Source organism: Caballeronia telluris (assembly GCF_001544495.1).
Lineage (GTDB): Bacteria > Pseudomonadota > Gammaproteobacteria > Burkholderiales > Burkholderiaceae > Caballeronia > Caballeronia telluris.
The window spans coordinates 1-21225 of sequence record NZ_FCNZ02000049.1 but is presented as its reverse complement, the minus strand read 5'-3'; the positions used below and the strand labels follow the sequence as shown (position 1 = coordinate 21225).

General features: G+C 59.8%; 14 protein-coding genes and 2 pseudogenes. 7 read left to right on the top strand and 9 right to left on the bottom strand.

The genetic code is table 11. From position 1 onward, the window contains the following. Positions 1 to 486 precede the first annotated feature (486 nt). From AWB66_RS33270 to AWB66_RS30255, 4 genes are all read right to left on the bottom strand, one after another. Positions 487 to 1113 carry a hypothetical protein gene (locus AWB66_RS33270; protein WP_125469837.1) on the bottom strand — a complete coding sequence of 209 codons (627 nt, stop codon included), beginning with the start codon at positions 1111 to 1113 and terminating at the stop codon, positions 487 to 489. A gap of 342 nt (positions 1114 to 1455) precedes the next feature. Further along, positions 1456 to 2124 carry a cupin domain-containing protein gene (locus AWB66_RS30265; protein WP_125469836.1) on the bottom strand — a complete coding sequence of 223 codons (669 nt, stop codon included), beginning with the start codon at positions 2122 to 2124 and terminating at the stop codon, positions 1456 to 1458. Between the two features lie 773 nt (positions 2125 to 2897). Next, the gene (locus AWB66_RS30260) at positions 2898 to 3101 is read right to left on the bottom strand and encodes a cold-shock protein (protein ID WP_087633708.1); all 204 of its coding nucleotides are present in this window, start codon (positions 3099 to 3101) and stop codon (positions 2898 to 2900) included. A 136-nt stretch (positions 3102 to 3237) separates the two neighbouring features. After that, positions 3238 to 3519: a hypothetical protein gene (locus tag AWB66_RS30255; protein ID WP_125469835.1), complete on the bottom strand. Its 282-nt coding sequence runs from the start codon at positions 3517 to 3519 to the stop codon at positions 3238 to 3240. A 273-nt stretch (positions 3520 to 3792) separates the two neighbouring features. On the opposite strand from AWB66_RS30255, the gene AWB66_RS30250 reads away from it, so the two are divergent. Together AWB66_RS30250 and AWB66_RS30245 are read left to right on the top strand one after the other, a co-directional pair. After that, positions 3793 to 4308, top strand: coding sequence for a nucleoside 2-deoxyribosyltransferase (locus tag AWB66_RS30250; protein ID WP_235021315.1), 516 nt, complete (start codon positions 3793 to 3795; stop codon positions 4306 to 4308). 38 nt (positions 4309 to 4346) lie between these two features. Then, entirely contained in the window at positions 4347 to 6281 is a 1935-nt protein-coding gene (locus AWB66_RS30245) for a PAS domain-containing hybrid sensor histidine kinase/response regulator (RefSeq protein ID WP_087633705.1), read from the top strand. A gap of 663 nt (positions 6282 to 6944) precedes the next feature. Here the strand turns inward: AWB66_RS30245 and AWB66_RS33865 are convergent. The 3 genes and pseudogenes from AWB66_RS33865 to AWB66_RS30220 form a co-directional block, all read right to left on the bottom strand. Further along, positions 6945 to 7259: a hypothetical protein gene (locus AWB66_RS33865; RefSeq protein ID WP_159462975.1), complete on the bottom strand. Its 315-nt coding sequence runs from the start codon at positions 7257 to 7259 to the stop codon at positions 6945 to 6947. Positions 7260 to 7281: 22 nt separating this feature from the next. Then, positions 7282 to 8286, bottom strand: a pseudogene (locus AWB66_RS30225) (IS30 family transposase); the annotation flags it as partial. A gap of 1001 nt (positions 8287 to 9287) precedes the next feature. Then, on the bottom strand, positions 9288 to 12368 hold the full coding sequence (locus AWB66_RS30220) for an acetoacetate--CoA ligase (protein ID WP_235021316.1): 3081 nt from the start codon (positions 12366 to 12368) through the stop codon (positions 9288 to 9290). 585 nt (positions 12369 to 12953) lie between these two features. On the opposite strand from AWB66_RS30220, the gene AWB66_RS33265 reads away from it, so the two are divergent. Both AWB66_RS33265 and AWB66_RS30215 read left to right on the top strand, forming a co-directional pair. Next, positions 12954 to 13139, top strand: coding sequence for a hypothetical protein (locus AWB66_RS33265; RefSeq protein ID WP_125469834.1), 186 nt, complete (start codon positions 12954 to 12956; stop codon positions 13137 to 13139). 775 nt (positions 13140 to 13914) lie between these two features. Continuing rightward, on the top strand, positions 13915 to 15489 hold the full coding sequence (locus AWB66_RS30215) for a hybrid sensor histidine kinase/response regulator (protein WP_087633703.1): 1575 nt from the start codon (positions 13915 to 13917) through the stop codon (positions 15487 to 15489). 520 nt (positions 15490 to 16009) lie between these two features. Here AWB66_RS30215 and AWB66_RS30210 read toward each other — a convergent pair. Next, positions 16010 to 18181: a hybrid sensor histidine kinase/response regulator gene (locus AWB66_RS30210; RefSeq protein WP_235021314.1), complete on the bottom strand. Its 2172-nt coding sequence runs from the start codon at positions 18179 to 18181 to the stop codon at positions 16010 to 16012. Between the two features lie 799 nt (positions 18182 to 18980). Between AWB66_RS30210 and hfq the strand changes: the two genes are divergently transcribed. Beyond that, complete coding sequence (hfq, locus tag AWB66_RS35195; protein WP_407642343.1) at positions 18981 to 19304, top strand: RNA chaperone Hfq; 324 nt, start codon at positions 18981 to 18983, stop codon at positions 19302 to 19304. 65 nt (positions 19305 to 19369) lie between these two features. Here the strand turns inward: hfq and AWB66_RS33525 are convergent, their stop codons facing one another. Further along, positions 19370 to 19609: a hypothetical protein gene (locus tag AWB66_RS33525; protein ID WP_143328367.1), complete on the bottom strand. Its 240-nt coding sequence runs from the start codon at positions 19607 to 19609 to the stop codon at positions 19370 to 19372. Between the two features lie 849 nt (positions 19610 to 20458). Between AWB66_RS33525 and AWB66_RS35190 the strand changes: the two are divergent. Both AWB66_RS35190 and AWB66_RS35185 read left to right on the top strand, forming a co-directional pair. Beyond that, positions 20459 to 21079: pseudogene (locus AWB66_RS35190) on the top strand (alkaline phosphatase family protein); the annotation flags it as partial. After that, positions 20970 to 21225: alkaline phosphatase family protein (locus AWB66_RS35185; protein WP_407642342.1), on the top strand; the 256-nt coding region annotated here is incomplete at its 3' end. The pseudogene AWB66_RS35190 and the gene AWB66_RS35185, both read left to right, overlap by 110 nt.

The following is a 21225-nucleotide window of genomic DNA, read 5'->3' as shown; positions in this document are numbered from 1 at the left end:
CGCACGGTCCTCTTTCTCGTTGCTGGCAAGCTCGACTTGTCCGCCTTCAACCCCCATGCCTCATGAGCCCGTTACCCACTGCATTTTTAAAAGAGCCACTATTGACGAATGCCGCAGAGAAAGTCGCGAAGACCGATGAGATAGGCAAAACAACCGGTGATATAAAGGGAACGATGCAAGCGGTTGTTCTTTCGACAGCGGGAATACTATTTTCGACGCCGGCCCTCGCCGTTTCATGCACGGTGCTGTTCGCAGACTCACTTTTGAAGTCGTCGTGGACGCTAACCAAACTGACTGGCTCTGGCACGTTTGACGTTCAAGCGCTGCCGAATGGACTGCGAATGACGATCCACGCCGGAGGTGGGTCGGCATGCGTCGCGCATACGCGCCCCAGCGGCGGCCGTTTACGCAGTAGCGGTCATCCGAACGGCCGCCTTAAGTTACGGGCCAACGTCCCTTCGTTGCCGGCTTGCGCTGTCCGCGGAATCATTTTCGCGCTTTGCTCAGCATGTGGCCTAGACAGAGGCCCGTCGCGACTTTCCAGATGTGACTGCGCGAATAGTGTTTGCCGCACCGTCGCTCGATTGCCACTCGAAGGCGCTCGTTTGTCCACCGGTCTGCGTCCAATCCATAAGACCGCGGGGAAGCTTGAAGTGCTTCACTAATCTGCTGCGGTAAGCCGATAGCGCTTCCGCCGGTCGCAGGCGTTCGCGGGCGCCGCGTCTTGAGCAAATCGGCAAAACCGAGTTCGATTATGAGTTGTCGCGCATAGACCCGTGAGTACCGCCGGTGAAATTTCTGCTCAATCACTGCCAACAGGCGTCCGTCCGTCCAGCGATCGCTTTCGAACCCAAAGGCCGTTGCGGGCGATCTCAATGCGTCGGAGAGCCACGATCGGGCATGCACGTCAAGAGACGGCTTTCTGCCACCGACACCCATGCGCTTCAACTGCTCAAGCCCACCTTCCTCGACTACGGATTTGTATCGCTTGGCCGTCTGGACGGTAATTCCCATCGCCGAAGCAGTCTGATCCGGGGTCATGCCGGCCAGAAGCATCTCGCCTGCTTTTATTCGCAAGGCCACGCTGGGCAATTCGATGAGCGTCTCGGACATAGCGTTTCGGGAGCGAGAAGCAAAAGAATATTCTGACATGAGTTGGCAACTCACGGATTGCCGACCGAAAGCCGCTGAAGGAGCCCGATTGAGAACGATCCGGATGCCAGCGTCGAATGTCCGAAGATGGCTCCTGTCACTGTCTGACGGCGATCGGCAGCACGCGACCATCCCCGCCGGTCCCCTGGCCAGCTCACAATGGCGCGTACTGAGTTCAACGGACAACCGCCCGCGCGCGGTCGTCAACGGAAAACCGGTCGCGCGCCCCGAAGCCGGAGACGCTCGACTCGCTCTGCGCACACGGGGTCAACGAGGTTTGCTTCGTGGGTCAAGAGCGATTTCCTACTTGCAAAGGCCTTGCGGCTCCCATCCGGCTGACGGAAAACGCCAAGGTTGCGCGCTCTCATAGACAACCAGTGCAAGCGACCGGCGCTGTTCTATACCGGTAGCGGTGAGGGTATGCAGATGCCCCGATTCCATCACGATGCCTTCACCCGCTCGGCCGACGATGTTTCCGTGTGGCATTTCAAAACAGACCTCACCGGTGAGCGTGTATATCGCCTCGGGCCCTGGGTGGTAATGTGCATCTGTGCTCATTCCCGGTGTAAAGGTTCCTTCCATATATTGAGCGGTGTATTCCACCCCCGGCTTAGTAATCTGTAAAGGGCCGATTACGATGACTCGCTCCGCCTCAGGCTGCCGCCAGCCTGCCTGTTCAATCGTGGACAGCCATGAACTGCCATAAGCCTCAATGACAATGCCCTTCGGCCCTCTAGCGGCTTGTGCTTCCTCTCGAGAGCGGTAACGGCCAAGGTACCAAAACAACGATGCTGTTTGCAGTTGTCCCAGCGGCTGCCGCTCGATTATCCAACACCCGATGTCCTGCGTCCTCTCGCCGACGGGCCGGCACTGCGCGAGCCCCTGTCCGCACAAGCCGAATGTCAACATGAAGGCCGTGAGGGTCGCGAGTTGACGCCGACGTGCGGTGACGCGCATATTTGTTGCCTTCATGGACCCGCCCAGGAGGGAGTGGAAACTACGTACCGGCACGAGGTCGCCGAGATTCGATAGCGTGGGGAATAGTTAATGCACCTCACCGAGTTCCCCTGCCGGTACGCCCTCGTCCAGGATTGACGGCTTGTCAGTCGCGGATGGCTACGCACGTCGAGCCCATGTGACGACGCATCATAAGTCTACGCCTGGCTTTGTCAGATATTCGACGGTTTTTCACCTGCAGGTCGCGGCATAATGTGCCGGCCACCCCCCAGCAGCGCACCCCTATGCTCGTGCCGTTCGACGCGGCATCATGCGAATGGCTGCCTTTGCGATGGACGCGACGTTCGGACGTCATCGTAAGATTGCGGACCAACGTCCGTAGATGGCCGGGTCGAGGCAATGCCATCCGCATCTTGCTCGCCGGAAACCGGCCATTGGGCGAAGGCAAAGGGGAGCTAGCCTATCGAAAATAGTCGACGACTTCGAACGACCGCACATGGCCCGATAGCCGCCGAATTACGGGAGCGCACTCGCGCTGAAATCAGAGTTTTTATAATTTCAGTGCGTGTCCCGTAGCGCTCCTTCAAGCACTTCTGCGACTTCCGCATGGGCGAGGCGCGCATCCATGTCAAAGCCAGACCACGTGCAGCGGCTCACGGCAATGTCGCGTAAAACTTCTGCAGCCATGCGAAGATGATTTTCGGTCTGCTCCCCACTACTTCTTGGCCGATCGCCCGATCTACGGACGCCTTGATGACTGGCATCGAGGCGCTTTGGTGCAAGATCGCTTATGCCGGCTTGATGTTCGACGCCTGTTTCCCTTTCGGGCCCATCTTTTCGTCGAAGGTCACCTTCTGCCCTTCCGCGAGCGACTTGAAGCCGTTTGATTGAATCTCTGAAAAGTGTGCGAAGAGATCATCTCCACCAGCGTCCGGCGTAATGAAGCCAAAGCCTTTCGCGTCGTTGAACCACTTGACCGTACCTGTTGCCATTTGTCGTAAGACCCTAAAAGTGAAAGTGGCGCCGCCCAGCGGGCGCCGGACGCTATTTTGACCAGCCGAAATCGCCGTGGCAATGGGGGAAGATAGACAACGGTGGATAATTGACATCTGCCACCCACCAGTAGGCTCAGGGAACGAGCCAAGCATCCCTGTTTGGCCGAACTTCGGAAGTCCAACGAATGGCATTCACAATCGACGCCTCAAGCAGCGCTTTAAGCAAACTCGCCGTGGCATCAACGCCACCGCGGTTATCCTCGCCGACGGCGGCAAGCGCGTCGACGAGATCCACGATGTAGCCGAGAAAATCGTCGCCGACGTCAAGTTCGCGGGCGCGGACGCGCGGGCTGCATTCGCTGCGGAGGCCCGACGCCTTCATCCTGTGGTTCTCGGGCGCGCGGATCATGGTCACAACATTTTCATCTCCTAGTACGCCCGCATTCTGCTCGCTGACGCCGAGAAAATCTTGTTGTCGGAGCTATCCGGGAACTTGAGCACATCGCGTAATGGATCGCGCCATTCTCCGGCGCAGCAGCGCCCTTGCCCTATCGTTTGGCCGCTGACAGGCGCATCGGCTGCGCTGACTGACGCCGAGCGTCAGCGCATATGCTAAAAACCTCACTCTCGAAGGCATACATCTGGACCAATGCCCGCGCGGAATCCCACTCAATCACAGCGACGCGTTATGGAGATGCTTGACCGAGGGCTTTCCGCCGAGCATGTGGCGGCAGAGTTCGGAAAAAGCGTTTTGGCGGTTAAACGACAGATTGCGCGCTTAAAATGGCGAGTGCGCGACGGAAAGATCGCGCCCGCGCCCTTGCCCATCGAGCGCGCCGCGAATCAGCCACGCATCTACCTCGCGGGCTTCGACGTCTTTCGCCGGGACGCGAAGGAGCACGGCGAGCACCTCAAGCAGCTCTGCCGCGATCGCGGCTTCGTTGAACTTTATCCACTCGACGGGCAAGTGCCCTCCTCGCTTCAGCGCAAGACGCCGCGCGACAACGTGGACCACTTTCGCGGCTCAAGGGAGCCGGACACCGGGACAGCGTTTGAAGTCGGGTTTGACGCCGGCGCTTTGAAAAGCGGTTTAAGCGTTCCACTCGTCCTTCCGGCGGTGAGCCCCACGGTATCGCGCCCCAGACTTGGGCGCTGCCCGCGCCGTCCAAGCGCGGCGGCGGGCATCCCGTTTGCGGGCTGGTAGACAGACCAATTTGCTATCGGTGTGGGAGCGGCGCTAAGTTGAAAAATCCAACGGTTTATCCGGCTCTATTCGAAGAGACGTTCAACGCGTCACCGATCGGTAGTTACCTGTTGTCGCCGACGCCCGAGGCCACTATTCTTGCTGTCAACGACGCCTTCCTCAAAGCGTCGTCGCGTCGGCGCGAAGACCTCGTCGGCGTGAGCCTGTTCGAGGCGTTTCCGTCGAATAAGGATGATCCGCACGACACAGGTGAGGCGACGTTGCGCGCCTCGCTCGCCCGCGTTGTCGAAACAGGCAAGCCCGATCCGTTGCCGGCCCAGAGGTATCCCATTCGGGTCGTGGCTCCGGATGGTTCGGTGACATACGAGGAGCGTTTTTGGGGCGCGATCAGCACGCCGATCTTCGCGGCAGACGGGCAGATAACGTACATCTTGCACACCACAGTCGATGTCACCGCGGAGGTCCGGTCGGCCGCGGCGTTGCAGGACAGCGAGAAAAGGTATCGTGCTCTTACGAGCGCGACTGAAGACGTCATCTACCGCATGAACCCGGACTGGACCGAGATGCAACAGATGCACGGAAGAGGCTTCCTGAAGGACGTCGCCCGGCCGCAGTACTCCTGGCTTCACGATTTCATACCGGTCGAGGAACAGGAGCGAGTCAAAGCGGCCGTACGGGAAGCCATCGAAAGCAAGACGATGTTTGTGCTTGAACATCGCGTCCGTCGAGTGGACGGAAGTTACGGCTGGACGCTCTCGCGAGCCGTGCCGATGTTTGACTCGACAGGAGCAGTCTACGAATGGGTGGGTGCGGCAAGCGACATCACCGAGCGCAAGCAAGCAGAGCAGAAGCTGCGGGACGCCGACCGTCGTAAGGATGAGTTTCTCGCGATGCTGGCTCATGAACTTAGGAATCCCTTGGCACCGATCGGTGCGGCCGCAGAACTGCTGCAGGCGAGCCCGGTCGACGAAGCGAGGGTGCGACAAACAAGTGCAATCATCGACCGCCAGGTCCGGCATATGGGCCAGTTGGTCGATGACCTCCTTGACGTATCGCGGGTCACTCGAGGCCTCGTGGCGCTGGAACAGATGCCGTTGGACTTGCGGCACATCCTAATCGATGCGGTCGAGCAGGTGACGCCCCTGATTCGCGACCGACGGCACCATTTGGAGTGGCATGTGTCGGCCGGCAGCATGATGGTCATGGGCGACAAAAAGCGCCTGGTGCAGGTCGTGGCCAACCTTCTCAACAATGCGGCCAAGTACACCCAGCCTGGGGGCCGCCTAGAACTGAGGGCCGATATCGAGCGTGCGCGCGTTCTCGTTTCGGTCACCGACAACGGCATCGGCATGACCCCCGATGTCGTCGCGAGCGCGTTCGAACTCTTCAGCCAGGCGCAGCGCACGCCGGACCGGTCTTCCGGAGGGCTCGGCATCGGACTGGCGCTGGTGAAAAGTCTCGTCGAACTCCACCATGGAACCGTGACATGTGAGAGCCCGGGTATTGGCAAGGGAAGCCGCTTCACCGTCTGTTTGCCGCGCCTCTGCGCTCAAGACGCCGCTGACAAGTTTCAGGTAACGGGCGCTTCCGACGGCCAGGACTCAAAAAGCCTTCAAATCATGGTGGTAGACGACAATGTCGACGCGGCGGCGGCATTAGCGATGCTCCTGGAAGAGTGGGGCCATGAGGTAGCAGTGGAACATCACCCTCAAGAGGCGCTGGAAAGAGCGCGCGCAGCCGCGCCGCAGGTATGTCTGCTCGACATCGGGCTACCCGATATGGATGGGTACGAGTTGGCCAAGCGGCTGAGGGCTGAGCCTCACACGGCAAGTTCCGCCCTCGTTGCGATTACCGGCTATGGGCAAGAAAGTGACCGGGAAAGCGCCCTCGCTGCAGGCTTCAACCATCACTTGATCAAACCGATCGACTTGAAAAAGCTGCGTCGCGTCCTCGCAGAGATCAGCGTGCAGTGACGTCGGCGACTGGGCGACCGTAAACAAGCGAGCGAAGCAAGCGTTTATGCTGCCCTCTCGCGTCACGCTATGACGGTCCGCTTTATTGGCCAGGAAAAACGGTCGGCATTCCGGATATGACCCGAGGCATGGCCGAATCTTATCTGCGAGAACGAGCTCGTCGGGCGCGTCAAGGCCGCGTCGGTCCGAAGCGAAGGCGCTTTTTGTGCGAGCGGCTATCTCATCGAGGACTTCGGGCTGAGCGTCAATCTGATGCTGGCTAGCTCTGCACGGATCGTCGTTGGCGGGCCGGCTGCTTGCCTTGATGCGATCAAAAGTGAGGTCGACGAGGGCGGCCCCTCTCTTGGTCGCGCGGGGTTGGCGAAGCGGTAGCTTCGCTGTAGGGTTTAGGGTAAGAGAACCTCAGTATATCGATTTCGAAGAAACACGGGCGTTGGCTCGTCCTCTGGCCAGTCTCATTGACGAGGATCTGCGCGGCTCGATTGTCGGCGCGCAGTTCGATGTTCATGAGATGGCGCGTGAACCGGTCAATAAGCTTCAGAGACCGCAGGCGGGTGGTCGTCCCGGGCGCGCAGTCCTGCGAACGCGCGGCGATCGGCGCCAGTTGCTTCCTCTGGTTGCCATTGCGCGTAGGCGCCTTCCGGTGCGATAAGCCAAAGGTCATCAGACCGACGCGCGCCGAAGCATCCAATGCACGACGCAATGGCTGTTCGTCACCACCGCTTCGGGAAAGCCAATACAGCCGGACACGTTGTTGAAATGCGTTCGAGCCGCGATCGGCGGTGCGGGGTTGACCGCGGCCAACGAGAGCCCGCGCTTGCTACGGAACACGTCGGTCGCCGACAGATCATTGCATGCAAAACGAAAGAGCAAGTAAGCAACCTCATGGGCTTGTCGAGCCACCGCACCGCTACGCGCCTCCGTCAAACGGTTGATGCTAACGAGATGTCCGACGCACAAGCTTAGTGTGGTGAGCATGCGGCCTGCATCGGTGGCGGATTCAACCGGTCGATGCAACGATTTGGTTGAATCGCTCGGCTGGAGCATCGAAGTTAAGTGTCTTCCTAGGAAGTTCGTTGAGCCGCCTGGCTACAGCGTCGAGCTTGGTCTGTGAGTAGGCAGATAGATCGGTACTCTTAAGGAAGTATTGCCTCAGAAGCCCATTCGTGTTTTCGTTCGAACCGCGTTGCCAGGGATGCTGTGGGTCGCAGAAATAGACCTCAATGTCGGTGGCGACGGTAAAGCGCTTGTGGTCGGCCATTTCCGAACCCCTGTCCCACGTCAGCGATTTATATAGTTCTCGAGGTAACTTGCTGGCTTGTCGTATCAGCGCGTCAACCACAGCCTCAGAATCCTTGCTGGCGACTTTGACCAGCATCACGAATCGACTTTGACGTTCGACGAGAGTTGCGATCTGGCTCGTAGCGTTGCCATACAGCAAGTCACCTTCCCAGTGCCCGGGTATGGCGCGATCTTCCGCCGTAGCAGGGCGTTCACTGATCGACGCGGCATCGCGAATGTTCGTGCGGCCCTCAGTTTTCACTGTGTGGTGACGGGACCGGCGCATGATTCGAGAGCGCCGCAAGTGCTCGAGCAATTCCTTTTTCAGGGCACCACGGGCTTGTATATAGAGGCTCCGATAGATTGTCTCGTGCGACACCAGATAATCCTTGTTGACCGCATAAGCATGTCTGAGCCAACCAGCAATCTGCTCAGGAGACCACTGCAGCTTCAGCTTTGCTGCGACAACTCGCGCCAGCGTCTGGTTTCTCAATAGCTTGCAAACCTTCGGCCGACGAGCCCGCTCCCAGGCGATCGCATCCGCCTGGCTTGCTCGGTAGCCTTGGCGGCCTCCGTTGCGCTGCAACTCGCGAGTTATAGTGGAAGGAGCGCGTTCCAGCCTGGCCGCTATCGACCGAATCGATAATCCGGACAACAGGGAGCGGGAAATCTCCTCGCGCTCCGCGAGCGTCAATGCCCGTGGCGCGCGGTGCCTTTTCGTAGGCGCCGAGCAGCATGCCCGCCTTGCGCCTGACCACCTCGCCGAGCAGTTGACGCATCAGGCTGGAGCCATAGGCATTGTCGCGCCTGCGGCGCGCGAGGTTCGCATCATAAAAGTCCACGAACTCGTTGGCGTTGTTCATCTCGAGGGCCGAAAGACGCTCATTGGCGCGGCGAATCACATTGCGCGTATTGGCACGCATGCCCGTCCAGACATCCCGGTCGCCGCGTCCTGGCGGAACCTTAAGCGTGAAGGTCGCTGAGATGGTGAAGCCCTGCAACGCGAACGCAACCGCTTCGGCTATGCTCGTATCGAGCGTCTGTTGAACGAGCGCGCATTTCGGCAGCTTCGAGATCAGTTCGCTGCCAATTTCGATGCGGTCGCCCCACTCCTGCTCTGACGGCGCTTTCGCTGGCTTGATGACGGGGCCGAGCGTGCGAGTCAGCGGCGGTTGCGTCGATATGCGCCAGAGGCCCTTTCGGAACAGCGCATAAGGCGTTTCCGCGACGATCTCGTGGCCGTCCTTGACAACCGCGTGTGCCCATTCGCCGCCCGTCGTGATGTCCAGCCACCATGGCTCATGAAACAACGAGCGTTCCATCAGCCCGGCGATCAAGGCGGGTGCTGCCGGATGTGCGATGGACCGGCTTGTGGCGGTCTTCACTTCAAGATTCGACGGAAAGAAAGAATCTCCGACAGGAATGCATGAACGGATCAGGTTTCGTCGTGCCTCGCTGACGCCTTCTGCCGCACTGCGTTTTCATGGCGGCCGGGCGCGAGATGGTAAAGCGAACCCTGCTTCGGATGGGCACAAGCGCGGTTTCGAAGCTGCTGCCCACCATGTTTGTAGCGATACCACGAGGGCGGCAAAGTCTGCCTGAACCGACGGGCGCGGGGGCAATGGGCAACATCGTCTCCACCGGGACCGACGCATTCGCCCGGTTGCATGAGAGCGGGCCTGGACCGGTGAACCCTGTCACGACATGTCGCTTCGTCGCGTCTTGTCAGATTGCATATCCGCTGCCCGTCGACGAACGCGGCGAGCGCAATGGCGGTTGCGACGGCGGCGCGTCCTCCCGCAATGCATCGTCGAGCGTCCGTGCGACCGCCAGCATGTACGGCTCGACGATCATGTCGGTGTGGTCGCCTTCCACCTCGACGACCTTCATCCCGGCGCGCGCAACGCGTCGCAACAGTGGCATTGGATCGGCGCGCTCCACCATCGGAGTCACCGCATTCACATACAGGATCGGCCCGGCGCGATATCGCCGCGGCCGGTATCGCGTCATCGCGACCCGCATGGTCTCGCGCACGCGCAGCAGCATAGGCGGCAGCCCGACTGCATCAAATGCGGGCTTGTGCGCGGTGCGACCGAGCCGCAGCCGCACGCGGTCGGGCACGCAAGCGAACTTGCCGCGCAGGAATCGGCCGCGCCGCGCAGCCGGCATCTCACGCAGCGTCTGGCACTGCCGCGCGACGTAGCCAAGCTGATGCCGCAGCCACGGATACCACGGCAGACAATGTTCATCCACGTACGTGTCGAGCATGCACAGCAACTCGATCTCCTCGCCCGCGCGATGCAGTTGCTGCGCGATCTCCATCGCGATCAGCCCGCCGAACGAGTAGCCGAACAGCGCGTACGGCCCGTGTTCCTGCACTATGCGCATCTGGTCGACATAGCCGCGCGCCATGTCAGCGACGTCCTGTTGCGGTGGCTCATTTCCTTCGAGACGACGTGCGACGAGCCCATAGACCGGTCGCGGGCTCTGCAACGCGCCGATCAACGCAAGGCATTCCATCACCGATCCGGTGATGCTGTGCGCGACGAACAGCGGCGTGCCAACGCCAGCGCGCATCAGCACCAGCGATTCTGACAGCGCGTCGCGCGCATCGCCGACGATCATGTTTGCAAGCCGGGCGATGGTCGGCGCGGTCAGCAGTGTCGCGAGCGAAATCGTCAGCCCGGTCGCCTGATGTACATGCGTCGCCAGTTCGGCGGCGAGCAGCGAATCGCCACCCAGATCGAAGAAATTGTCGTCGTAGGCGATCGGGCTTAAGCTGAACATGCTCTCCCACAGTGCCTGCAGGTAAGGCTCGAGCGTCTCGCGGGTGGTGCCGGGCGGCGGCAGCGTGTTCACCGCGAGGTTTAGCCCAGGATGCTGGCGGATCATGTCGAGGCATGCGGGGTTGCGCAACGCCGCTGCATTGGCAACCGGCAGCCCGTTGATCGCATCGCGCGCGGCGGCTTCGGACGGCTTGCCGCTGTGGGTCATCGGCAGTGCATCAACTGCAAGGATCACGTCCGGCACATGCGCTGGCGAGGTGCGGCGCGCGAGGTCGCGGCGCACCTGCGACTGCAGCGCGCCGGTGAGCGCGACGCCGTCCTGCAGTACGACAAGCAGAACAATGCAGCGTTCACGCGAACGCACCGGCACGCCCGCGGCCACCGCAACGCCCTGCCCGGCAACTGAGGTGAGAGAAGCCCGCCGGTCGACGACCATTGCGTCACGGATTCCGGGGATGTCACTCAGTACACGGTAGATTTCCGCAGGACCAACGTTGACGCCGCTCACGTTGAGCACGCCGTCGCACCGGCCGCGCATCCGCGCGGAGCCTTGCGTCGAGAACTCGACCAGGTCGCCATGCGTCCAGACACCCGGATTCGCCGCGAAGTAGGCTTCATGAAAGCGGGAACCGTCCGCATCGCCGAAAAAGCCGAGCGGGCGCGACGGGAACGGATTCGCGCAGACCAGTTGGCCGACGCCGTGGGCCGGCGAGCCGCTCTCCCATGCTTGCACGTCGAGCCCAAGGCTCTTGCATTGCGCCTCGCCGACAATCACCGGAAGATTTGGATTGCCGAGTACGAAGCAGCCGATGATATCGGTCCCACCAGAAATCGATTGCAGCGGCAGGTTGCCAACATGCTCGCGCACCCAGTGGTATTGCCCGTCGTACAGCACCGCGCCGGTCGACATCATCGCGCGCAACGCGGACAGGTCGAATTGCTGTGCGGGCTCGAGGCCCGCCTGCTCGCACATCTTCAGGTAAGCTGGGCCGGTGCCGAACACGGTCACGCGCTCGTCGGCAACCAGCCGCCATAGCGTATCGACGGACGCGACCGGGCCGTCGTATGTGACGATCTCGACGCCGGACGCGAGCGCCGACAACTGCCAGTTCCACATCATCCACGCGCAGCTGCTATGGAAGTAGAGCTTGTCGCCCGAATGCAGGTCGGTGTGCAGGCGGTGTTCCTTCAGGTGTTCGAGCAGCGTACCGCCGGCGCCGTGCACGATGCATTTCGGCTTGCCGGTAGTGCCTGACGAAAACATGATAAAGAGCGGGTGATTGAACGGGAAGCGCCGCCAGACGAAAGCCGTTGCGTCGGCTTTGGCGCTCGGCGCGCCGAGCAAATGAACCGGCAGCGTGATGTTGCTCGGCAACGGCCCGTCTTCGAGGAGGACGATCCCTTCGAGCGAAGGCAATGCGGCCGCCAGCTGCACGACGTTCGCCGACGGCGAGCCGCCGGTATTGAAGCCCCGGCTTGCGGTGTGTGCGAATAGCAGGCGTGGCGAGAGCGGCGCAAAGCGGTCGACCAGCCCGTCAGCGCCCATCTCGGGCGAGGCGCTCGACAGGGTGGCACCAATCGCCGCGACGGCCAGTGCGGTAACCACCGCCTGCGCGTCGTTATGCATTACCGCGGCGATCCGATCGCCGCTGTGCACTCCAAGGCCTTCGAGTTCACTGGCAAGACGCGCGACGCGCTCGCGCAGCTCGCCGCGTGTGATCCGTGCCCGTGACCCGTCGGCTCGACATTCGCACAGCGCCGGTGCATCGGCACCGGCGACCTTAAGACTGAGCAGGTTGTCCGCATAGTTGAGCTCAACGCGCGGGAAAAAGGTGGCGTGCTCGCAGTCGTCGCCGACGCAGACCGGTTCGGTATCGCCGCCCCAATCGATGTCTTCACACCAGCCTAGAAAGAATCGCCAGAAGGTCCGGTACTCGCGTACCGAGAACGCGTGCAGCTTCGCGTAGTCTTTCAGTAAGAGACCGGTGTGTGCTTCGAGCGCCGCAGTGAATGCACTCATCCGGGATGCCGCGATGCATTGCTCAGTCGGCACAACCATAGCGCGCTCGGCGGAGCCGTGGCGTTCCAGATCTCTCATGATCAGTTTCTTCCGTAGCATGCAATCGCCGATCGCAGCCGCACGTCGCTTGCGTGCGTCGCAAGATGGAGCTGTTCATCTAGTGCAAGATTGTTATTTAGATCGTTGGGTACAACGCTGCTCGAGTCACAACGCTATTGGTTTGCAATGGTGCGATCTGTGCGCCACCGAACCAAGGTGGCCTGGGAAACCAGATCCCGGCGGCCGCTCTGCGTCGCGGGGTTCATCAACTCGGTTGTTGCGACTCATTTCGCGGTCGGCCGCGCGTAATGCGGCATGTAGTAGGCGGTAAAGCTCTCACTCGCCTTGTCTCGCCCGGCGTTGAATATCGACTGCTGGCACTGTGATCTGATGTACGACTTGCAATTGGCTATCCAGGCATGCGTGGCGGGTAACCTGCTTGCCGCCAGACATCATGTACGGACCGGCTGCACCTCAAGGTACTGCTTACAGTATGCTTGCGGTCGCTTACGCCGCGGCTTATAGCCGTCATTAAGGGGGCATGCCATGAACAGGTTTAGCAAGAACGTGGGCCTGAATAAATCAGGAACGATTGCCGTGGCGCTCGCTGATACGGTGGCATTGAGCCCCGTGCGGATTCCGGATCAGGCGCAGGCGGCATTGCGCGATATGACCCGTGCGCGTGAGGGTTCTGGTGCAAATAGGAAAACCGGTTGCAAAGTTTTATATTAGTCGCATTCCTAATCGCTCCGACAGGATGGCATTCCATACGGCGGCCGCCGCGATATCCTCGAGTCCGAGCTTCAGGAGATCGAACCGGCCTTGCGAAGACGATGCATCAATTCGATCCCTAAAAACGTTGTTACAGCACTTCCGAACCGTGTGAAGCTGACCATCGGGTTCGTTATGGACATGATCTTTCAGTGCGACGTCGGCGTCCGGCTTTCTTAGCTCAGCCGACACGGCACAGAGACTTGTTCGCTGCTCGAATATGCTTCGAGCCGAGTCATTAGCGGCCCGAGCAAATCCTAACGACGCATCAAATCGGCGGCCAAATTGCTTTGACGGCGAATCAGCGCGCGAAGGCCAGAGCCCCAATCATCGGGCACGTTCGGTCGGCTTCAACGAGGCCGCCTCGTCCTCTTCGCCCGACGAGACGCCCGCCGAATCGGGCACATTGGCCGAGCGCCTGCGCGGGCCCGGGCTCGGGCTCGGTCTTCGACGGTGCGACCGGTGCGTTTGAAGGCGAGCTAGGGGCAGGATTGCGCTGCCAATTTCATCGGCTCGGCTTTGCTCGGAGCGGCAGGCATTGCACCGCCGAAGTCGAGCGAAGCCTGTCGGCCGGGGTCCAACCTCTTCACGAGATATGACACGGCGAAACTGCGCTACAGCCCCTACCAACTCCGGCCCTTTTTCTTCCGTAAGCAGTGGTATGGTCATTGCTCGTACCATATACAAAGGCGTAAGCGCATAGCTTCGCTTGACCGCAACTGAACCGGGGACTGCGATGAACAAAGACAACGCTGCGTTAGGTGTTGCATCGGAACACGGACGGCACGTTGCGGAGGACGGAGATGCGACTTTCCGGCTACTCGTAGATTCCGTTAGCGAGTATGCAATCTTCAGGTTGAGCGAGACGGGAATAGTCACCACCTGGAACCGTGGTGCCCAAAGGTTGAAAGGGTACGCTGCGGGGGAAATAATCGGTCGACACTTCTCGCAGTTTTACACCCCCGACCAAATAGCCGCGGGGCATCCGGAGGAAGTTCTGCAAAATGCGCTCGCCGCCGGCGAGTATTCGGAGGAGGGCTGGCGCGTCCGCAAGGATGGCTCCCTCTTCTGGGCAAGCATTGTAATTGCAGCTATTCGAGACGCGAACGGCAACCTGTCCGGATTCGCCAAAGTGGTCCGCGATATGACGGAGCGCCGAAGACTTGAGGAACTCGAAGCGACGACCCGTCGGATGAACGAATTTCTCGCCATGTTGGGCCACGAACTTCGAAACCCGCTTGCGCCAATTCGAAATGCGGTCGGCGTCCTACATCGGCACGAAGCGCCAACCGCAGAAGTTGTGCGAAAGACGCGTGGCCTGATTGACCGGCAACTCGCACAAATGACTCGACTCGTCGACGACCTGCTGGACGCGGGACGAATAACTACAGGGAAAGTGCGAGTATCCACGGCGCCACTCGTCGTGCAAGAAGTCATTCGTCGGGCGGTCGAGGGCGTCCAGCCGAAAACCGACGGCAAGTCGCAAACGCTCGACGTACAAATGCAGTCCGAACCGGTGATGGTCCACGGCGATATGACCCGCCTTGTGCAGGTGGTCCAGAATCTCCTCGACAATGCCTCAAAATTCACGCCGGCCGGCGGCCTCATCCGTATTGAGCTTGTTCAAACTAATCGGCTGTTAGCGCTGCGCGTCCGAGACACGGGCCGTGGTATCGACCCTAAGGCACTCAACAGGGTGTTCGACCTATTCGCACAGGAGAAGGACCCTTCGTCTGCCAGAGACGAGGGTGGCCTTGGCATCGGACTTACGCTTGCTCGTTCTCTGGTAGAGCTTCACGGCGGCCGCATCGAAGTTGAGAGTGCCGGCAAAGGAAGCGGTGCCACTTTTACTATCTGGCTTCCCGCAATCGAGCACGTCCCGGAGCCCCTGGGGATTGCCAGCCAGCCCTCGTCGGCCGCCGGACGAGTCCTCAAGGTTTTGGTTGTTGACGACAATGAAGACTCCGCGGACAGCATGGCAATGCTTCTGGAGGCAGAAGGCCACGTCGTGAGCAAGGCCTATGGCGCCGCCGAGGCCATCTCAGTCGCTCCCAGCTTTTACCCAGACCTAATACTTCTCGACCTGTCGATGCCGCTCATGAGCGGATACGAGGCCATCGCTCGGCTGCGACGTGTCGTACGCAACGAGGCCCTCGTCGTGGCCGCGATGACCGGCTTCGGGCTTGAGGAAGACCGGCAGCGTACCAAAGCGGCCGGGTTTGATGCGCACCTAACGAAGCCCGTCGCTCTTGCTGAGCTCGAAAGCGCCATTGACCTGGCAGACGCCAGACGCAGCGAACACGCGGGTTGACAAGGTACTCGCGTTGGCCTCTGGGCCATGGACCGCAACGCTCGGCAACGTCACGGCTATGCATGTTCGCGCGTTGGCGACCCTGTACGCCGGCTATTGTTCGCTAGGCTGTTCCGGAGCCGCATTGCCGGATGCTAGGTCGACGAATACGCCCACCACTCGCCTTGAACTCCGCGGCGGGCCACAGTGGCTTGAATCGCCCTCAGCCCGACGTCGAGACTGCTCAGCCATGGCTATCGACTCACGCGCGAGCCCAACCGAGGCCGGCAAGTTCGGCTTCCGTTTCTGCGTCGAAATGGCCGGGAACACCCAATGCCATTTCTTACGTCAGGGCGGCGTTGGCTGCCGCGGGCGGGTTTGAAGAAATGAGGAACGGCCATCGAGCTCGCCATCGCGGCGTGCCGCGTATCCACATAGCGAGCCGGAGCTTTCCGCGAATCCACTGCATGCTCGCTAGCAAGAAATTTTCTCGCTTGACTAAGGCTTGGGTAGCGCCTCACTTCCGAGTGAAACAAGCCGTTCACGTTGGCCGACCCGAAATCAACGCGCTTAGTTCTTCCATGTCGAATGGCTTGGCGAGAATCGGCACATCCAATCGCTCAGCACGTTCAAGCTCGTCCGCATATCCGGTCATCAGCGCAACCTTTTGCGCCGGCCACGACCGGCGCACCCTTTCGACCAAGTCAATACCGTTTAATCGCCCAGGCATGTGAACCTCGGTCAGGATGACATCGAATTTCTTTCCGGAGTCGAGCACATGAAGCGCGGCGTCTGCGCTCATTTCGTGGTGTACATGGCAGCCAAACACCTCCAGGACGGCTGCGATGCCGGCGGCCACCTCCGCATTATCTTCGACTAGGAGCACTGTACTTCCTGAAACAGGCGTCTCCGGTCTCTTTGCTGATGTTTCGCCGTGAAGCTTCTGGTCTGCCGGGCCCTTATAGCGTGGTAAATATAATCGAACTGTTGTCCCGAGACCCGCAACGCTCTCGATACGCGCCGTCCCGCCCATTTGCTCGAAGGTGGCGAGAACTTGCGCTAGGCCGAGCCCTGTTCCTGCGCCCCGCACCTTCGTAGTAAAGAGCGGCTCGAAAGCGCGTCGCACCGTGTCCTGGTCCATGCCTTCACCATCGTCCGTGAAAGACAGTATCACGAATTCGTCACCGGACACGTCGGCGCCGTTTGCCGGCAAATTCCCATTGCAGCAGCGAATTGTGAAACGGCCGCCGGTAGGCGTGGCGTCCCTCGCGTTCACTGCAATGTTGATGATTGCGAGTTCGAGCTCCGTTGGGTCAACATACACCTTCCAGACCTCCGGTTCGATATGCAACTCGAGCCTGACTTGACTACCTACTGAGGTCTGTACGATTGCAGTGACTGCGGGCAGCCAGCTACTGAAGTCAACCTCATGCTGCTTGAGCGGCTGCTTTCTCGCAACGCTAAGTAATCGCCTCGTTAGCGATTCGGCGTTTATCATGGCGCGCTTCATGGTCAGCACTTCGTGTTCGAGATTGTTATAGCCTTTCCTGCGCGCAATTTCGATGTTCGCTGAGACGACCATTAACAGATTATTGAAGTCATGTGCAACGTTTGAAACGAGATTACCGAGCGCGCTCATGCGCTGCGACTGGCGCGCCGATTCCTCGGCGTTCGAGCGGGCTCGAATCTCTTTCTGCCACTGTTCCCAGGCGATTTGCTCGGCTGTGAGGTGATGAAGCGAAAAGACGACCAGCATCCAGACAGCCACGCAGGGCAGTAAAGTCAAGGTGGAAACCAGTGCATAGTGACGCCACCACTGTTCGAAAATGACCCCTGTCGCATAGCCGCTCACTGCGTAGAGTGGAACGTCTCCCACGCGCCGGAACGAATACATTCGCCCAGCGCCATCAACGGCGGCGGTCGTTGTCGCATGGCCCGAGGCCGGGTTGTCTTGGAGAGCACGCGCGATTGAGGGCTGCAGTGTCGGCGACACCGCAGGCGCGCCAGACGCGGTAATGTCGGGGTAGCGAACTAAAATCGCTCCATCTTGCCTCACGAGGCCAAGAATCAAAGCTGGGTCACCACCCGTTAGTTCCTGATAGAACTTGCTGAAATACTCGCGCCGCAGCGCGATTGACACCATGCCGAGAAAGGTTCCGCCGGTCCCGAATCGGCCAATGTTGGTCGCAAACGCGTCCGCTTCTGCAATCTTGCCAAGCAGAGGAAGTGAAAGTTGAACAGGACGGGAGTTCGCACGGGCAGTACTGAAATCGTGCTTTCCGGCGATTGAAATCATCGGCGCTGGAAAATAACTGCTGTTCGCCAAGAGCTTCCCATCCGCGCCGAAGACCGAGATAGTCGCGACCTGCGGAAAATCGCCGGCGATGCCACTCAGCTTTGCGTGAATGCTTGGCTCATGCGCCCGCAGGGTCGTATCATCGCTGTCGTTAAGCATGTCCAACACACGCAGGGCCATCTCGCGATTCAGGTGCAAGACTTCGGCCGCATGTTCCTGCTCGACGCGGGCGAGGCGGTCGATAGCTTCGCTTACATTCGACGTGCGGTGCGTGTAATCAAGGTATCCGTAGCCAAGAAGGGACAAAAGAGGGACCACGACCGCGATTACCAAGACCAGTCTCAGAACATGGCGAGTCGTCGAGAAACTCCGCGACAGGGCCGGTGTCTTGCGAGTGGGGCTTTCTTCGTTGGGCACGCGCGAGACTCCTGTGACTAAAGACCGCGGGAGGCCGAATTCCGGTTCCGGAGACGCAACCATCCCATTCGCCTGCATCATCTCGTTCAACGGCATCGAGCGGCCATATCAAGCACCGCCCTCCCGGGTCTTTCCACATCATGTCGGATTTCGACTGCGATTGAAACGACAGGTGCATCGCTATTGCTTGCGCGCTGCAACAACACGTGAATTCGACATTTCCAGCCTCGTAACGCAGCGCATGACAGTCCCGTGACACCGGTGAAGCCATACCGCTTTGTGATTTGATAGTCTGCTCGTGCGACGCCACCACGAGCGGATGGTCTGCTGCCCCTTCCCATAGGCGAATCCTGGAATGCATCAGCCAGAGGCGCATCGCGGTGGACATGAAGGGGACAGCCCGCACGATAGCGCCGCAGTCGCAAGCGCGGCGGTCACTTCGGCCAACTGAAAGCGTTTCCTATAAAGTCTGTCGTCCACGACGAATATTCACCGTGAACAAGCCCGGTTGGTAGTCGACATTAGACGGTCTAGAAGCGTTCTTTCAAGTTCCGCTCGTCTCTCGTCAACGAGCACCGGAGTCCTATGCGACGGGGCTGATGGGATCGACAATCCTCACAGCCGAGTTGACTTAGTGCGGGTATTATCGGTCGGGGAGCAACAGCTGCCGCTTCTGACAGGCGCGACCCATGACCAATCCGGCGACGTTCACGCGCTAATCCGCTGGACCTTACGAACGGACGCCGCTCTCGTCCTTACCCGCGAGATTGAGTTGCAATTACGCGCATCGGATAACCAAATGATGTCGGATTCAGAGAATTGCCAGAATGCGTTGTTGAACACGTTCCAAACGGAGCGGACGAGGCTCGCGGTGTTTCTTGTGAATGGCGTAAGGCTCGTCGGCCACATCGAATCTTTCGACCAGTATGTCCTATTGCTCCGTTGCAGTGCGGGCGTTCAGGCTGAATACAAGCACGCAATTTCGACAATCCAGGAGGACACCGGCAAGGCGCCTGGGGCCGGAGGCGCGTGGACCACCACAGCGCTATCTGGAAGTGGAGGCACCCGACGGGTGGCTGAAACTTCCCGTCGGCGGCGAACAACTGACATTGAACGGCGGTAATCTCGGCGCTGACGCGACCGCCGTCTGGGTCCTATTGTCGACGGCATGCAAAATCTCGTCCCGTATCACCATACCTCGTTGTCAGGGAGTTGGTCGACGGCACGCAACAGCGCAGACGCACGCTGCAGGAGTTCGCGTTCACCGTTTGAGAGGTGCACGACCTCTTCGATACGTCGTCGCCAATACGTGCGACTAACGACAGCCGTCGAGTGGTCCATCTGCCCATGCTCCGCCAAGCGGATGAGACGACGAACTACGCCGTCGATATGTGCTAACTCTTGGTCGAGGAAAAATACGGCCGGCATGTCACCTTCCTTCTTCCCCAAAATCATTACGGGCCGGGACATCGAAGCGACCTGTCGCAGAAATCACCGGTTACGATGACGCTCGTCGTCGTGTAGCGCCAAGCGACCGGGGTGCGGCCTCCCTACCGGCGCCTCGTGCCGCAACCGCAACCGTCTACCGGCGTAGCGTTTCGACCGGACGCAGCCGCGGGACGTTGATGTCGCATTCATATCCCGATTTTCGTCCGGCGATACGTCAGTAGATTGGCTCTCCGGGGTACACGGTGGCTCAGCACTCCTTCTAATACGCACGCCTTTGTCACACACCGACTTTCATACGAGCGCAATCGGCAGACCACAGCGTCCTTTGCGAAGGAAGCGGTCGGAAGCGCGACGAACGGGTAAGATGTTTTTTAAGGCTTCCGCGACTTAGCGCGCGACGGTCAAAGGGACGTGCCGGCATCCAAGTGATATGTGCCCGATAACTCACATCTTTGTCCTAATGCTGGAAAACCGCTCGTTCTACAGCGTGCTCGGCCTTGCGATTCTTTCCGGGCAGTCTCCAGACAGAACGCCGACATCCGCTAACGGACTGCAAGTTAAGGCCGTCACTAATGTCGGCCGCGGTGGTACGCTCTATCGACTGAGAGAACGGTCTCCGTATTTTCTCAATTTTGACCCGGGGCATGAATTCACCGATTCATGCGTCCAACTGTGCGGGCCGGCGGTGGCAAGCAAGTCCGCCGTCCAGAAGGACAGCCTTGTTTTAGGCGTGACCGGATATCCGCCATTGGCGCCAGAATGGTGCAAGACGGGCGACGTACGAAGATGTGAACGGCATCATCGCCGACGCCTCGCGCCTTCACTCCCGACCAACTGCCGGTTCTAACCTTTCTCGCCTCTCAGTTCGGCGTGTGCGACAACTGGTTCGCGTCGGTTCCTGGGCCGACGTGGCCTAATCGGTTCTTCGCCGTCGCCGGCACTTCTTCCGGGTTGGACCATACACCAAGCAGCGCGCAGGTCCTTGAGGCTGTAGCCTTGAATGAGCCCATCTTCACTTTTGCGAACGGCACTGTTTTCTCGAAACTGCCGCCGTCGGACTGGCTTATCGTGCGGGGCGATGTGGCACAGACACGCTGCATCTATGGCATGCATAATCGACGGAACCGGTTCTCGACGATAGAGAACTTCATCGCTCAGGTGTCCGACGGCTCACTGCTTGCGCGTTTCATTTTCATCGAGCCGGAGTATGACGCCCTAAATGACTTCAGAAATGGAAACTCGATGCACCCGGCTGGCGACGTTCGTCGCGGAGAAGCACTGGTTAAGTCCATGTATGATGCAATCAGTGCTTCGTCTGGCCGAACAGCCTGTTCCTCTTATTACGTTCGACGAGCACGGGGGCTTCTTCGACCATGTTCGCCCCCCTCCGGCAGTGCCGCCCGGAGCACAAGAGAATCCACGACTGAAAGAGCACAACTTTTCCTTTGACCGTTTGGGAGTGCGGGTGCCAGCCCTTGTCATCTCGCCGCATGTTCCAGCGGGTACCATTGACCACACTGAAGCGCCCCGGAAATGTAGGAGACTTTGGATCTTGGCTGTAACGGGAGATTTGAAGAATGGAAAACGCAAGCAAA